The 13,933-nt window shown below is 64.0% G+C and carries 13 protein-coding genes; 4 read left to right on the top strand and 9 right to left on the bottom strand.

Annotated elements, in window-relative coordinates; translation table 11 throughout:
• Positions 1 to 57: 57 nt before the first annotated feature.
• From CLU87_RS21670 to sucC, 6 genes are all read right to left on the bottom strand, one after another.
• Positions 58 to 708 carry an FHA domain-containing protein gene (locus CLU87_RS21670; protein ID WP_056056604.1) on the bottom strand — a complete coding sequence of 217 codons (651 nt, stop codon included), beginning with the start codon at positions 706 to 708 and terminating at the stop codon, positions 58 to 60.
• 41 nt (positions 709 to 749) lie between these two features.
• Complete coding sequence (locus CLU87_RS21665; protein WP_099732301.1) at positions 750 to 1,538, bottom strand: Stp1/IreP family PP2C-type Ser/Thr phosphatase; 789 nt, start codon at positions 1,536 to 1,538, stop codon at positions 750 to 752.
• A 17-nt stretch (positions 1,539 to 1,555) separates the two neighbouring features.
• Positions 1,556 to 4,189 (bottom strand): CHASE2 domain-containing serine/threonine-protein kinase, encoded by a 2,634-nt coding sequence (locus tag CLU87_RS21660; RefSeq protein WP_233193836.1) that lies wholly within the window; start codon positions 4,187 to 4,189, stop codon positions 1,556 to 1,558.
• Between the two features lie 264 nt (positions 4,190 to 4,453).
• Positions 4,454 to 5,140 (bottom strand): TerC family protein, encoded by a 687-nt coding sequence (locus CLU87_RS21655; RefSeq protein ID WP_056056608.1) that lies wholly within the window; start codon positions 5,138 to 5,140, stop codon positions 4,454 to 4,456.
• Between the two features lie 144 nt (positions 5,141 to 5,284).
• Positions 5,285 to 6,181: a succinate--CoA ligase subunit alpha gene (sucD, locus tag CLU87_RS21650; RefSeq protein WP_056056609.1), complete on the bottom strand. Its 897-nt coding sequence runs from the start codon at positions 6,179 to 6,181 to the stop codon at positions 5,285 to 5,287.
• 15 nt (positions 6,182 to 6,196) lie between these two features.
• Positions 6,197 to 7,357 (bottom strand): ADP-forming succinate--CoA ligase subunit beta, encoded by a 1,161-nt coding sequence (gene sucC, locus CLU87_RS21645; RefSeq protein ID WP_099731765.1) that lies wholly within the window; start codon positions 7,355 to 7,357, stop codon positions 6,197 to 6,199.
• A gap of 205 nt (positions 7,358 to 7,562) precedes the next feature.
• Between sucC and argC the strand changes: the two genes are divergently transcribed.
• Complete coding sequence (gene argC, locus CLU87_RS21640; RefSeq protein WP_099732300.1) at positions 7,563 to 8,495, top strand: N-acetyl-gamma-glutamyl-phosphate reductase; 933 nt, start codon at positions 7,563 to 7,565, stop codon at positions 8,493 to 8,495.
• A 55-nt stretch (positions 8,496 to 8,550) separates the two neighbouring features.
• Here argC and recX read toward each other — a convergent pair whose 3' ends face one another.
• Both recX and recA read right to left on the bottom strand, forming a co-directional pair.
• Positions 8,551 to 9,009, bottom strand: a complete 459-nt coding sequence (gene recX / locus CLU87_RS21635) for a recombination regulator RecX (RefSeq protein WP_099731764.1) — start codon at positions 9,007 to 9,009, stop codon at positions 8,551 to 8,553.
• Between the two features lie 83 nt (positions 9,010 to 9,092).
• Positions 9,093 to 10,169, bottom strand: coding sequence for a recombinase RecA (gene recA, locus CLU87_RS21630; protein WP_056057577.1), 1,077 nt, complete (start codon positions 10,167 to 10,169; stop codon positions 9,093 to 9,095).
• Between the two features lie 140 nt (positions 10,170 to 10,309).
• On the opposite strand from recA, the gene CLU87_RS21625 reads away from it, so the two are divergent.
• A complete protein-coding gene (locus tag CLU87_RS21625; protein WP_099731763.1) occupies positions 10,310 to 10,831 on the top strand; it encodes a MarR family winged helix-turn-helix transcriptional regulator in 522 nt (173 codons plus the stop codon).
• On the opposite strand, the gene CLU87_RS21620 is transcribed toward CLU87_RS21625, so the two are convergent.
• Entirely contained in the window at positions 10,804 to 11,751 is a 948-nt protein-coding gene (locus CLU87_RS21620; RefSeq protein WP_099731762.1) for a LysR substrate-binding domain-containing protein, read from the bottom strand. The two genes, CLU87_RS21625 and CLU87_RS21620, sit on opposite strands and share 28 nt — an antisense overlap.
• 107 nt (positions 11,752 to 11,858) lie before the next feature.
• Here CLU87_RS21620 and CLU87_RS21615 point away from each other — a divergent pair, with 107 nt between their 5' ends.
• Complete coding sequence (locus CLU87_RS21615; protein WP_099731761.1) at positions 11,859 to 12,824, top strand: tripartite tricarboxylate transporter substrate binding protein BugE; 966 nt, start codon at positions 11,859 to 11,861, stop codon at positions 12,822 to 12,824.
• 164 nt (positions 12,825 to 12,988) lie between these two features.
• Positions 12,989 to 13,924 carry an N-formylglutamate amidohydrolase gene (locus tag CLU87_RS21610; protein WP_099731760.1) on the top strand — a complete coding sequence of 312 codons (936 nt, stop codon included), beginning with the start codon at positions 12,989 to 12,991 and terminating at the stop codon, positions 13,922 to 13,924.
• Positions 13,925 to 13,933 lie beyond the last annotated feature (9 nt).

Below are 13,933 nucleotides of genomic sequence, written 5' to 3'. Positions count from 1 at the left end.
ATGAGAGTGTCCAGTCAGCAAGGGCCCGCAGCGAAAATGCGAGCCATTTGCATAGTGTCAGCTTTGCTCGAACTGCATCTCGGTGCCAGCCAGTTCCAGGCGATCACCGTGCTTCAGAGGAACCGGTGATGCACCAATGGCAGCGCCGTTGAGCAGCGGCATGTCCGGTCCTTCGACATGGGCCAAGACAAAACCCTGGTGTCGCTTGGTGATGGAAGCCACAGCCACACCCGGCTTACCAATGGTGGTCACCACTTTCTGCAGCGACACTTCACGCCCCGCAGCAGCACCGGACATGACACGAATCACGGCCGAAATCGGGGCTGGCGCGGGCGCGGCCGGAGCGGGCCTAGCAGCGGCGACCGCAGGCGGCACCATTCCGGGCTTGAAGATCATGGTCTTCTCAAAGTTCTGACCTTCGGCGTCCTGGAGGAACCGAATCTTGTACTTGCCCACTTCCACTGTATCGCCATTGCGCAACTCCTGGCGCTTGACGGCCTTGGCGTTCACATAAGTGCCGTTGGTGCTGCCCAGGTCTTCAATCTCCACATCCTGTCCCACCATGTGGAGCACGGCATGCTCACCGCTCACCGCAAGGTTGTCGATCACGATGTCGTTGTAGGGGCGCCGGCCCAGCGTGGTCCGCTCCTTGGTCAGCTGCACTTCCTTGATGACAACGCCGTCGATTGAAACGATCATTCTCGGCATGATCCACTCCTGATGTGATGAATTGTTGTAGTTCGGGCCGTTCAAGAGGCCCCTAGCAATCGGGACATGAGGCCACGCTTCTTGCCCCCAGCGGCAGCCTGCACCAGCAGCACGCTCACGTTATCACGACCGCCGTTGGCGTTGGCGGTGTCAATGAGCAGTGTCGCTTTTTCCTCCAAAGGCATGGGCGCCCGCACGAGCTCCGCCAGATCCGAATCGGACACCATGTCGGTGAGCCCATCGGAACAGAGTAAAAACAGATCATTCGGCGCCACCTGAAACTCGTTGACTTCCATCAGTACATTGGGCTCCACACCCAAGGCCCGAGTCACCAGATTGCGATTGGAAGACATGGCCGCCTGCTGCGCCGTCAGCAGCCCCGCATCGACCTGTTCCTGCAACCAGGAATGGTCGCGCGTGATTTGCTGCAAAGCACCGTCACGCAGACGGTAACAGCGCGAATCGCCAATATGCCCCAGGATCAGGCGGCTGCCGTGGAACACGGCAACCACCAGCGTCGTACCCATGCCCGCGTACTGCGGATTGGAAAGAGATGCCCCCAGAATGGCGTGATTGGCGTTCTCCACGCAGATTTCCAGCGCCCGGCGCACGTCCGTAGACTGGGGACTCGCGCCGGCTTGGGCCAACCAGCGGACCATTTCGGTACGGATGAAGGTGGTGGCCATGCCACTGGCCACTTCACCCGCGTTGTAGCCGCCCATGCCATCGGCCAATATCGCGACCTGCGCATCGCGGTCAACGGCTACCGCGTCTTCGTTGTTGGAACGCACGCGGCCCTTGTCGGTCCGCGCAGTGAATTCGTAGGTCATGGATGTGAAGGCGTGCGTCATGGGGCGCCCGAAATCGGCGGGGCTGCCGCACCCCGCACAGCGGGGGGCTCCATCACGGTTTCCTGAAAATCCGCCATTTCTTGCCCTGTTGCATCGCGGTCCGCATCATAGACGACTGGTTCAGGGCTGAATCGGGCATCGCCGGCCATGGCCTGCCGCAGATCCGCCGCGAACTGCCGCCCGGTCTGATAACGCGTCTCTGGCCGCTTTTGCAACGACAGCGCCACCACCCTGGCCACTGCGGCTGAGAGTTCGGGACGCAGCTGGCGCACATCGGGCGCCTCCACGCTCGCGATCTTGTGCATCAGCTCGGTCATGGACGCGCCCCGCAGCGGCAGCGTGCCCGTCAACAACTGGAAGAGGGTGATGCCCAGCGAATAAAGGTCGGAGCGCCCATCTACTTTCTTTCCCGCCAGTTGCTCCGGAGACATGAAGCTGGGTGTTCCCAGAACCAGCCCCGTACGGGTCTTGCTCGAATCCGTGATGCGGGCAATACCGAAGTCCGTCACTTTGACCGCGTCTGTCCCGCTGTCAAACATGATGTTGGCGGGCTTGATATCGCGGTGCACCACATTGTGGGCATGGGCATAGTCCAGCGCATCGGCCACCCTGGCTGCAATGGAGAGCACGGTGGGGACCGGCAGCAGCCGGTCCTGGCCACAGACATGGGTCAGGTCCTGACCCTTGAGGAACTCCATGGCGATATAGGCCAAGTCATGCTCCTCACCGGCATCAAAAATGGTGACGATGTTCGGATGCTGTAATCGGCCTGCAGTTTCGGCCTCTCGGAAAAACCGTGCGCGCGCATCGATCAGGGCGTCACCTTCGAACTCCTGCCCCAAGGCCAGAGTCTTGATGGCTACGACGCGGCCGATCTTCGGGTCGCGTCCCAGATACACCACTCCCATGGCGCCTTTGCCAATTTCGCGATCAATCTGGTAGCGCCCCAACATGGGCACGCCGACACTCGCATCGCCTGGCAGGCGGGGCGCTGCAGCGCCGGCACCCGGCAAAGAGTCTGTGGTGCCCTGCGGAGCTTGCGCGCCACCTTGTGCCTGAGCCTTGGCACGCTTGTAGCGGATGCGGGCGTCCTTGTAGTGCCGGTCATGGCGCAGGATATGTTCGTAGACCGTCTGCGCCTTGCCGAAGTGGCGCTTGCGCTCGAAATCCTCCGCCAGATGGTAGAGATTGTCCAGAAGCGCGTCGCTGGCAGGTACCTTGCGCAGGCGCTCAAAGGCCATATCCAGTTGTCCCTGGCCCTGCAGAGCCAAGCCCATCATGCGGTCCGTCTCGGCGGCTTCTGCGGAACGTCCGGAGGCGTCACTCAGTCGACCACGGTGCAAAAGCACCACCACGGTAGTACCAGCCAATACAGCCAGCACTGGCAGCAACAACGGAACCCACAACCCCCCATAGCGCAAAAGGGTCCATTCGGCGATGACAACGGTGAGCGCGAGCGCCGCACCGCCCCCCATCCCGACGGGGCGCGCCAAACGCGGCGCCAACAGCACCAGATACACCCCCCCCAGCGCCAACACCAGCCAAGCGGCCGGAGTAGCCCAGCCTGGCTCTGTCACGCCCAGCCCGAGGCGAATGGATGACAAGGTTTGCGCCAACACCTCCACCGGATAGGCAGCATGCTCCCCCAGCTGCGCCGCTGGGGCGCCCATCTTCTCCGTCATTTCGCCCACCAATACGATCTTGCCCTGCAAGCTACCAGCGGCGACGGTTCCATCGAGCACGCTGGCAGCCGACAGAATAGGGAAGGTGCCCGCTCCATCGCCAGCCACTTGCCAGCGGGGACGCAACACGGCGCCTGCATTGGTGGCAACGTTCAGCCCTCCGAGCCGCAGCCCCGCAGGCGCATCGACCACGCGGATATCACCCAACCCCAGATGCAGGCTGTGTTGCGCCGCCAGCAACGCCAAGGACGGCACCCCCACGCTGTCGTAGCGAAGAAGCAGTGGAACCTGGCGTACACGCCCATCCAGGTCAGCCTCTGCATACAAGTGCCCCACCCCAGCCGCCACCGCGCCCAACGACGGGATGGGGTGCTGCGCCGACTGCATCGGGGTTGCAGCAGCACCCGGGTCGGGCAACGTGCTGCGACGCACGTACGACGGCAGGGGCGCAGCAGCCCCGCCACTTTCATAACGCGAAGCCAGGAGCACGTTGCCCGCCCGCTGTATGGAGGCTGCCAGACGCGCATCGCCGTCGAGTACAGCTTCTGCCTCACCCACCACACGGCCGAGCTCGGCCGTCAGTGCGGTTCCCTCAGGCGCAGCGGCAAGGGTTTCGCGGATTTTTCTCAGGTAACCCAAGCCCCTGTCGTTCTGGGGCTGTGTGAGTGGGGGGGTGTAAACAACGGTTTGGGCACCAGCCGCTGACAGGCCATCAACCAGGCGCGCGTGGATGTCACGCGACCAGGGCCACGGCCCCAGAGCGGCCAAGCTGGCATCATCGATGGCGACAATCACCACGTCGGCCAACGGGGCAGGGGACGAGGTGCGGATGGCGGCGTCGTAGAGCTTGTGTTCGAGCGACAACGATGCGCCCGTGACCGCGCACAGGCCCGCTACGGCCAGTGCCACCAATCCGCCCCAAAAGCCATCGGTACGCCATCCATCCATCCGCCGCGCCGAGGTTTTTCGTCCCACTTGCTGTTATTCCACTCAGTATTGGGTGGATTTGAAGCAATAACTGCGCCCATGCAGTTCAAGGGCCTCAGGACCGTTGTTAAGAGGAGATTCGGAGCGAATGGGCAGCGGGGGTGGCGTTGCGTGTCGTTCTTGTCACGCAACCCCGGGATGGGACGCCAGCGCCATGCCATTTTTGTCAGTCGCTGGCCTTAAAGAGGGGTTGCACCTCCGTGCAAGCCCCTTGGGCTGCAACCCTCAGGTCGCGGATGCGCTGTTGGATCCCTTGCGCCAGAACTTGCCCACGCCCACCACCAGCGCGGCGCCCAGTGCGGCTGCTACATAGTGCAGCGCAGGGTGCGCCACTGCGTAGTCATGCAAGATGGCATCGCTGGCGATGGTTTCTCCACCCACCCAGCCGATCAGCGCGGCGCCGAGCACCACGATGACAGGGAAACGCTCCATGAGCTTGATCATGAGGGTGCTGCCGAAAATCACCAGCGGGATACTGATGGCCAAGCCCAACACCAGCAGCACCACGTTGCCCTGGGCCGCAGCCGCCACAGCGATCACGTTGTCCAGGCTCATCACCAAGTCGGCGATGAGGATGGTGCGGACGGCGGCCATCAGGCTGCCATAGGTTTTGGACTCGCCCTCGTCCTCCTCGTCGTCGCTGAGCAGCTGAAAGCCGATCCACAGCAGCAGACAACCGCCCACGATCTGCAGGAACGACAGCTCTAGCAGCTTGGCAGCCACAACGGTCAGCAGAATCCGCAAGACCACGGCAGCGCCAGAGCCCCAGAACACGGCTTTCTTTTGCTGATGGGGGGGAAGGGACCGGGCTGCCAGCGCGATGACCACCGCGTTATCGCCCGAAAGAATGATGTTGATCCAGACGATCTTCACCAGGCCGATCCAAAAATCGGCGCTTTGCAGAAACTCCATGACTGACTCCACTGTTATGAATGCAAGAAGCGCCCGGAACCTGGGTTCCGAGCGCTTCTCTTTTTGTAGGAGCCGCCAGTCTAGCGGTCTGTGCCGCGCACCGCGTCCGTAATTGTGCTTACGGACGGGACAGCGACAGCCCGCTTACTTCAGCTGGGCCTTGAGCAACTTGCCCAGTTCCGAAGGGTTGCGGGTGATGATGAAACCCGACTCTTCCATGATGGCCAGCTTGGCATCGGCCGTATCGGCGCCGCCAGAGATCAGCGCGCCAGCGTGGCCCATGCGCTTGCCGGGAGGGGCGGTCACGCCAGCGATGAAGCCCACGATAGGCTTCTTCATGTTGGCCTTGCACCACTGGGCGGCTTCGGCTTCGTCCGGACCGCCGATTTCGCCAATCATGATCACGGCGTCGGTGTCTGGATCGTCGTTGAAAGCCTTCATCACGTCGATGTGCTTGAGGCCGTTGATGGGGTCGCCACCAATGCCCACGGCGCTCGATTGACCCAGACCGACTTCGGTCAACATGGCCACGGCTTCGTACGTCAGCGTGCCCGAGCGGGACACCACACCGATACGGCCCTTACGGTGGATGTGACCGGGCATGATGCCGATCTTGATTTCGTCAGGCGTGATCAGGCCAGGGCAGTTGGGGCCCAGCAGCAGCGTCTTCTTGCCGCCAGCGGCTTCCTTGGCCTTCATCTTGTTGCGCACCATCAGCATATCCTTGACCGGAATGCCTTCGGTGATGCAGATGGCCATGTCCAGGTCGGCTTCGACAGCTTCCCAGATCGCGTCCGCAGCGCCTGCGGGCGGCACATAGATCACCGACACGGTGGCACCGGTCTGCTGGGCGGCTTCCTTGACGGAGGCGTAGATCGGGATGTTGAAGATCGACTCGCCCGCCTTCTTGGGGTTCACGCCCGCCACGAAGCAGTTCTTGCCGTTCGCGTATTCCTGGCACTTTTCGGTGTGGAACTGGCCAGTCTTGCCCGTGATGCCCTGGGTGATGACCTTGGTGTCTTTGTTGATGTAGATCGACATGTGTGTTCTCCGGGCTTACTTGACGGCAGCAACGATCTTGGTCGCAGCTTCGGCCATGGTGTCTGCGGCAATGATGGGCAGGCCAGACTCGGCCAGCATCTTCTTGCCGAGCTCTTCGTTCGTGCCCTTCATGCGCACGACCAGCGGCACGTTCAGGTTCACGGCCTTGCAAGCGGTGATCACGCCGGTGGCGATGGTGTCGCACTTCATGATGCCGCCGAAGATGTTGACCAGAATGCCTTCGACCTTGGGGTTCTTCAGCATGATCTTGAAGGCTTCAGTCACCTTCTCGGGGGTGGCACCGCCGCCCACGTCCAGGAAGTTGGCTGGCTCGCCGCCGAACAGCTTGATGGTGTCCATGGTGGCCATGGCTAGGCCGGCGCCGTTCACCAGGCAGCCGATGTTGCCATCGAGGCTGATGTAGGCCAGGTCGAACTTGGAGGCTTCCACTTCGGCCGGATCTTCTTCGTCCAGATCGCGGAAGGCCACGATTTCTGGGTGACGGAACAGGGCGTTGGCGTCAAAGTTGAACTTGGCGTCCAGGGCCATCAGGTTGCCCTTTGAGTCGCAGTTCAGGGGGTTGATTTCCACCAGCGACGCGTCGGTGTCCATGTAGCACTTGTAGATCTTGGCGAAGATGTCTACGGCTTGGTCGATGGAAGCGCCGGTCAGGCCGATGGCGGCTGCCACCTTGCGGCTCTGCGCTTCGGTGATGCCGGTCAGTGGGTCGATCATCTCGGTGACGATCTTCTCGGGTGTGGAGTGGGCTACTTCCTCGATGTCCATGCCGCCTTCGCTCGAAGCGATCAGGGCGACCTTCTGCGTGGCGCGGTCGGTGACCAGCGAGACGTACAGTTCGTTCTTGATGTCAGCGCCGTCTTCGATGTACAGGCGGCGGACCTTCTGGCCCTCAGCGCCGGTCTGGTGGGTGACCAGCTGCATGCCCAGGATTTCGCTGGCGCGTGCTTTCACGTCGTCGATGGTCTTGGCAACCTTCACGCCGCCGCCCTTGCCACGGCCACCGGCGTGGATCTGGGCCTTGACCACCCACACGGGGCCGCCGAGCTTCTGGGCTGCTTCCACGGCTTCTTGCACCGTGAATGCGGGAATGCCACGCGGAACGGGCACACCAAAATTGCGCAAGATTTCCTTGCCTTGGTATTCGTGAATCTTCATGAGGTCTCTCTCAGGGAAGGGTGGTAGTTACCCGTTTACCATGAACAGATGTCTGGCCGCGGGCTTGGGACATGGCAACCCGCGACTGTATCATGCTGCAACGCACCATCCTTGTGCCTGACTTACACCCTGGGTGGGCCTGGCGGCCTTCCCGCCCCCCTTCTATCCGGCAGACGCTGCCACCTTTTTTGCAGGAGCACCCCCCATGTCCAAAGTCTTTATTGATGGCGAAGCCGGTACCACGGGCCTGCAGATCCGCGAGCGCCTGCAGGCCATGCCGCAGATCGAACTGGTCAGCATTGCGCCTGAGCTGCGCAAGGACCCGGCCGCCAAGCGCGACCTGATCGCGGGGGTGGATCTGGTGGTGCTGTGCCTGCACGACGACGCTGCGCGCGACACCGTGGCGATGGTGGACGAGATCGAGCGCAGCTCGGGCCGCAAGGTCAAGGTGATCGATGCCAGCACGGCGCACCGCACGGCCGATGGTTGGGTGTACGGGTTTCCGGAACTCGCGGCAGCGCAGACACAAGCGGTGCGCGACGCCGCCCGCGTCTCCAACCCCGGCTGCTACGCCACGGGCGCGATTGCCATGCTGCACCCGCTGGTCGATGCAGGCCTGATCCCGGCGGACTACCCTTTGAGCCTGCCTTCGGTCTCGGGCTACTCCGGCGGCGGCCGCACCATGATCGAGGCCTACGAGGCGGGCACCGCAGCGCCGTATGAGGCCTATGCGCTGGGCCTGTCGCACAAGCACATCCCCGAAATCTTGCGCTACACCGGGCTCACACGCCGCCCGGTGTTCATCCCTGCGGTGGGCAACTTCCGCCAAGGCATGCTGGTGCAGTTGCCGCTGCACCTGGACCTGCTGCCCGGAGCCCCCAAGGCCAGCGACCTGCACGACGTGCTGGCCGGCCACTACAGCCGCACCAACACGCCAGAACAATGGGTCAGCGTGCTGCCCCCCACCGACGATTTGAAGCTGGCCGCCGACACGCTGACCGACACCAACAAGCTTGAGCTGCGCGTGTTTGCCAACGAGCAATACCGGCAGGCCGTGGTCATCGCGCGCCTGGACAACCTGGGCAAAGGCGCCAGTGGCGCTGCAGTGCAGAACCTGCAATTGATGCTGGGCGTGTAAACACCTCAGAGCGCGTCAGGAAGCGGGGCCGATGCCCCGCTTGTTGGCGTTGCGGTCAGCCCTCGTCAGACGCATCGGCGCCCAGCACCGCGCGCCGCGCCACATCGCCTGAGAACCCCCGCACCAGCAAAAACCGCATCTGCTTGGCGCGGGTTTGCGGATCTGCGGCGGGCTCGCCAAACTTGCGGCGCCACACCTCGCGGGCACGCTCCAGTTCGCTGCCCTGCAGCTGGGCCACTGCTTGCTGCACAGCCTCTGCGCCCAGCCCCTTGGACTGCAGCTCCTGCCGGATGCGCGAAGCACCGAGGCGGCCGGCGCGCCGGTTCAGCACCGACTCCACCACCCTGGCCTCGCTGATGAAGTCCTTGGCCTGCAGGTCGTCCAGCACAGCCTCCAGGTCTTCGCCCTCCTGCACATGCGGCGCGAGCTTGCGCTGCAGCTCGGCGCGCGAATGCTCCCGCTGGCTCAGCAGCCGCAGCGCACGGCCCTTGAGCGAGAGCGCAGTGAATCCCATGACTGACCAAATGCTATATTTTCAATAGCTACAGACGCATATGATATGAGCGCCTGCAGGCTATTTGCCTTCAAAAACCGAAATCACTCGTCCGCAGCCGCTGCTGGGGCCTGCAGTGCGCCAGGCAGCAGCGCAATGCCCAGGCCTTCGCGCACCTTGTTCTCGATCTCGCGGGCCAGGTCGGGGTTTTCGCGCAAAAACTCGCGGGCGTTGTCACGGCCCTGGCCGATCTTTTCACCGTTGTAGGCGTACCAGGCACCGCTCTTTTCCACGATCTTGGCCGTCACGCCCATGTCGATGATCTCGCCCTCGCGGCTGATGCCTTCACCGAACAGGATGTCGAACTCGGCCGTCTTGAAGGGCGGGCTCACCTTGTTCTTGACCACCTTGACCTTGGTCTCGTTGCCGATGGCTTCGTCGCCCTTCTTGATCGTGCCGGTGCGACGGATGTCGAGGCGCACCGACGCGTAGAACTTGAGCGCATTGCCGCCGGTCGTCGTTTCGGGCGAGCCGAACATCACGCCGATCTTCATACGGATCTGGTTGATGAAGATGACCATGCAGTTGGTCTTCTTGATCGTGGCGGTGAGCTTGCGCAGCGCCTGGCTCATCAGGCGGGCTTGCAGACCGGGCAGGGCGTCGCCCATCTCGCCTTCGATTTCGGCCTTGGGCGTGAGCGCAGCCACCGAGTCCACCACGATCAGGTCCACGGCGCCGGAGCGCACCAGGCTGTCCACGATTTCCAGCGCCTGCTCGCCGGTATCGGGCTGGCTGATCAGCAGGTCGGACAGCTGCACACCCAGCTTCTGGGCGTACTGCACATCCAGGGCGTGCTCTGCGTCGACAAACGCGCAGGTGCCGCCTTGCTTTTGCATCTCGGCAATCACCTGCAGCGTGAGCGTGGTCTTGCCCGACGATTCCGGGCCATAGATTTCGACCACACGGCCACGGGGCAGGCCGCCCACGCCCAGCGCAATGTCCAGGCCCAGCGAGCCGGTGGAGACGACCTGGATATCCTCGATCACCTCGCCTTCACCCAGGCGCATGATCGTGCCCTTGCCGAATTGCTTCTCGATCTGGGCGAGCGCGGCGGCCAGGGCCTTGGCCTTTTCCGTGTTCACGGGCAATGCGGGGTTGGTGCCTTTGACTGCGACGTCCATGAGAAACTCCTTGAAAAACAACAGGTTGGATGCTTGCACCGCTCTGCGGTTAATCACAGGCTGGATGCTTGAACAGTAGTTTATGCGAGCAATGAAATCTAGATAAAGCGATTTTTAGTCAGTTTGCCTGACAATATCGGATGCCCGATTTTTCTCCAGCCGCCCCCGTTGCCACGCCCGCCCAGGGGCCTGACGACCGCTGGCGCCAGACCCACCTGGGCCGCCTGATGGGCAGCGCCCTGCGCCGCTTCGACGCGCGGGTGCTGCAGCTCATGGCGCGCAATGTGGAGGTGCCACTGGCGCTGTCCAACCTGGCAGCACGCGACCAGGTGACGGCTGCACACGTGCACATCACCCGGCACCTGGCCTTGCAGGGCGACCGACTGACCGATCTGGCCCAGCGCGCGGGCATGACCAAGCAGGCCATGGCCAACCTGGTGGACCAATGCGAGGCCTGGGGGCTGGTCACGCGCGAGGCCGACCCGCTGGATGCGCGGGTGCGCCGCGTGTGCTTCACGCCCACCGGCCTGGCGTGGCTGCAGGCGTTCCGGGATGCCGTGGCGCAGGCCGAGGCGGAGTTCCGCGACGAGGTGGGACATGACGTGGCCACCGTGGTGGCCATTGGGCTGGAGGCCTATGCGGGCGGCGATACGGGTGCCTGAGCCCCCATCGGCTCTGCGCACGCCAGCAGCCATTCCCTGAAGCACTGCAGCGCGTGCAGCTGCGTGCGGCCTTCGGGGTAGCAGAACCAGTAGCCCACATCACTCCGGTAACCGCCGCGCAGGTCGGCGTCGGGCAGGGGCTCGCGCACCAGGCCTGCCGTGATTTCATCCTGCACCAGGCAGCGCGGCACCAGCGCCAGGCCCATGCCCGCCATCACGGCGCGGATCATGGTCTGGAACTGGTCGAACTGCGGCCCGGCCAGCGGGTCGATGAGGCCCTCCGCCCCGTGCGTCTCGCTCCAGCGCAACCACGCCTCGGGCACGGTCACGTGGCGCAGCAGCGTGTAGCGGGCCACATCGCGCGGGGTGTGGATGGGCCAGTCGGCCACCTTGGTGCGGGGAGCGATCAGCGCCACCTCGTTGCCCGTGATGTGGTGGGCGTGCGCGCCGGGCCAGTGGCCGTCGCCGAACAGGATGGCGCAGTCCAGCTCGGGGCGGGTGAAGTCGTAGCTGTGCACATAGGGCACAAAGTGCAGCGTGATTTGCGGGTGCTGTTGCTGGAACTGCGGCAGGCGTGGGATGAGCCATTTGGCCGCAAACGTGGGCAGGCTGGACAGGTGCAGCGCCCCCCCACCGTCATCGCTGGTGATCAGCTCCAGCGTGGCGGCCTCCAGCTGCGCCAGCACGCCACGCACCGCCTTTTCGTAGCGCTCGCCGGCGGGGGTGAGCGCCAGGCGCTTGCGGCTGCGTTCGAACAGCGGCACGCCCACCCAGGTCTCCAGTTCCTTGACCTGTTTGCTGACCGCGCTTTGGGTGAGGTGCAGGGCCTCGGCCGCGCGGGACACCCCGCAGAACCGCGTCACCGTGGAAAAAGCCCGCAGCAGGTGAACGGGTGGCGAGAGGCGGCGAAGAGATGACATAGTAAGTAATCAAATCATTCCAAATAAGAATGTTATCAGGCATATCCATTGCTTGGTAGAGCGCATTGAATCCTTTAACCTCAATGCAACCCATAGGAGAAACGCCCATGCAACGCCGTCACCTGCTCTCAGCACTGGCCGCCGTATCTTTCGCTCCCGGAATGTCTTTGGCGCAAGAGGGCAAGCCCCTGCGCATCATCGTTCCGTTCCCGCCCGGGGGCGCCACGGACATCACGGCCCGCAGTCTGCAAGAGTCGCTGGCGCGCATCCTCAAGCAGCCCGTGGTGCTGGAAAACCGGGGCGGCGCAGGCGGCTCCATCGGCATGGCCGAAGTCGCCCGCGCGCCGGCAGACGGCCTCACCCTGGGCGTGGCCACGCTGTCCACCCATGGCGTGAACCCCGCCGTGTACACCAAGTTGCCCTACCACCCGACCAAGGACTTCATCGGCGTGACCGAGATCGTCAAGGCCCCGGGCGTCATCGTGATCAACCCGGCCGTGGTGCCCGTCAAGGACTTTGCGGAGCTGGTAAAGTACCTCAAGGCCAACCCCGGCAAGGTGTCCTACGCCACCCCCGGCAACGGCACCATCGGCCACATGTGGGGCGAGCTGTTCAAGAGCAGCACCGGCACCTCCATGGTGCACATCCCCTACCGTGGTGCAGGCCCGGCCATCAACGACGTGCTGGCGGGCCAGGTGGCGGTGTACTTTGACCAGGTGGCTTCGTCGCTCCCGCACGTCAAATCGGGCAAGCTCAAGGCGCTGGCGGTGTCGTGGCCCGAGCGGCTGGATGTGTTGCCCGATGTGCCCACCTACGCCGAACTGGGCTACAAGCAGGCCAACGAGCCTTCATGGTTTGGCCTGGTGGCCCCTGCGGGCACGCCCCCGGCGGCGGCAGACCGCATCCAGCAAGCCGTCGCCCAGGCCCTGAAGGAGCCTGCCGTGCGCGAGCGACTGGCAGGCCAGGGCCTCTACCCCTCGGGCACCACACCCAAGGAATTCACGGCCCAGATCGCCAGCGAGATCGACAAGATGAAGCGCGTGGCGGCCTACGCCAAGGTGGTGCTCGACTGACCTGATTTCCCCGGGCCCTCGCCCCGGGGACGGCCACAGCTGGGATGGTGAGACGACGCAGGCAAGCCTGCTTCCCGGGCCTGCTCAAGGTCTCAGGGATAACCATAGTCACATCCCGGTCTGGGCGGCTAGGCCAGCCGCCCTCCTTTGCGCACACTCTGCCTATGCATGCAGCCTTGAAACTGATCCACCACCGCTTCCAGCAGGCCCAGCCCGGCGTCACCGGCTCGCCGGGGCTTGCCACACAACCCTCCAGCACCGCCACCGTCACTGCGGTGCCCGGCAGCACACCACTGGTCCTCGACTCCCCCCACAGCGGCACCCGGTACCCCGACGACTTTGGTTCCGCCCTAGACCTGGCCACGCTGCGCCGGGCCGAAGACACCCACGTCGAAAAGATCTACGACTTTGCCCCCGCGCTCGGCGTGGCCTGGGTCGAGGCCCACTTCCCCCGCATCTACCTGGACGCCAACCGCGATACGACCGAGCTGGACACCAGCCTGCTGGACGGCGACTGGCCCGACCCCATCTCCACCGATCCCAAGGTGCTCAGCAAGGTGCGCCTGGGCAAGGGGCTGATCTGGAAGTTCACCGACCAGGGCGAACCCATCTACCAGCGCCAGCTCACTGCGGCCGAGGTGCGTGCGCGCATCGACCGCTGCTGGCGCCCGTACCACGCCGCCGTGGCCCAGGCCATCGATGCCGCCCATGCGCGCCACGGCTACAGCATCCACCTCAACTGCCACTCCATGCCCGCCGTGGCCGGGCGCTTTGCCACCGAGTTTCCGGGGCTGGAGCATGCCGACTTTGTGGTGGGCGACCGCGATGGCACCACCGCCAGCCCGGCGCTGTCGGCACTGATCTGCGAGCACCTGCGCGCATGCGGCTATAGCGTCGAATACAACCACCCCTACAAGGGCGTGGAGCTGGTGCGCCGCTACGGCAACCCCGCGCAGCACCGCCACAGCATCCAGGTCGAGATCAACCGCAAGCTCTACATGGACGAGCAGACGCTCGCCCAGATGCCTGAGGGCATGGCGCGGCTGCAGGCGGACCTCAAGACCCTGGTGCAGAGGCTGCTGGCACACGATCCGCGCTGAGCACCCGAC

Origin of the sequence: Acidovorax sp. 59 (assembly GCF_002754175.1) — a bacterium.
In the GTDB taxonomy this organism is placed as follows: Bacteria; Pseudomonadota; Gammaproteobacteria; order Burkholderiales; family Burkholderiaceae_C; genus Acidovorax; species Acidovorax delafieldii.
This window is presented reverse-complemented; position numbering and strand designations above follow the sequence as displayed.

Coding starts and splice junctions, on each gene's coding strand:
- CLU87_RS21610 (WP_099731760.1), top strand. CDS start 12,989: ATGCATGCAGCCTTGAAACTGATCCACCACCGCTTCCAGCAGGCCCAG.
- CLU87_RS21660 (WP_233193836.1), bottom strand. CDS start 4,189: ATGGATGGATGGCGTACCGATGGCTTTTGGGGCGGATTGGTGGCACTG.
- CLU87_RS21620 (WP_099731762.1), bottom strand. CDS start 11,751: ATGTCATCTCTTCGCCGCCTCTCGCCACCCGTTCACCTGCTGCGGGCT.
- recX (WP_099731764.1), bottom strand. CDS start 9,009: ATGGGATTCACTGCGCTCTCGCTCAAGGGCCGTGCGCTGCGGCTGCTG.
- recA (WP_056057577.1), bottom strand. CDS start 10,169: ATGGACGTCGCAGTCAAAGGCACCAACCCCGCATTGCCCGTGAACACG.
- CLU87_RS21670 (WP_056056604.1), bottom strand. CDS start 708: ATGCCGAGAATGATCGTTTCAATCGACGGCGTTGTCATCAAGGAAGTG.
- CLU87_RS21625 (WP_099731763.1), top strand. CDS start 10,310: ATGCCCGATTTTTCTCCAGCCGCCCCCGTTGCCACGCCCGCCCAGGGG.
- argC (WP_099732300.1), top strand. CDS start 7,563: ATGTCCAAAGTCTTTATTGATGGCGAAGCCGGTACCACGGGCCTGCAG.
- sucD (WP_056056609.1), bottom strand. CDS start 6,181: ATGTCGATCTACATCAACAAAGACACCAAGGTCATCACCCAGGGCATC.
- CLU87_RS21665 (WP_099732301.1), bottom strand. CDS start 1,538: ATGACCTACGAATTCACTGCGCGGACCGACAAGGGCCGCGTGCGTTCC.
- CLU87_RS21655 (WP_056056608.1), bottom strand. CDS start 5,140: ATGGAGTTTCTGCAAAGCGCCGATTTTTGGATCGGCCTGGTGAAGATC.
- sucC (WP_099731765.1), bottom strand. CDS start 7,357: ATGAAGATTCACGAATACCAAGGCAAGGAAATCTTGCGCAATTTTGGT.
- CLU87_RS21615 (WP_099731761.1), top strand. CDS start 11,859: ATGCAACGCCGTCACCTGCTCTCAGCACTGGCCGCCGTATCTTTCGCT.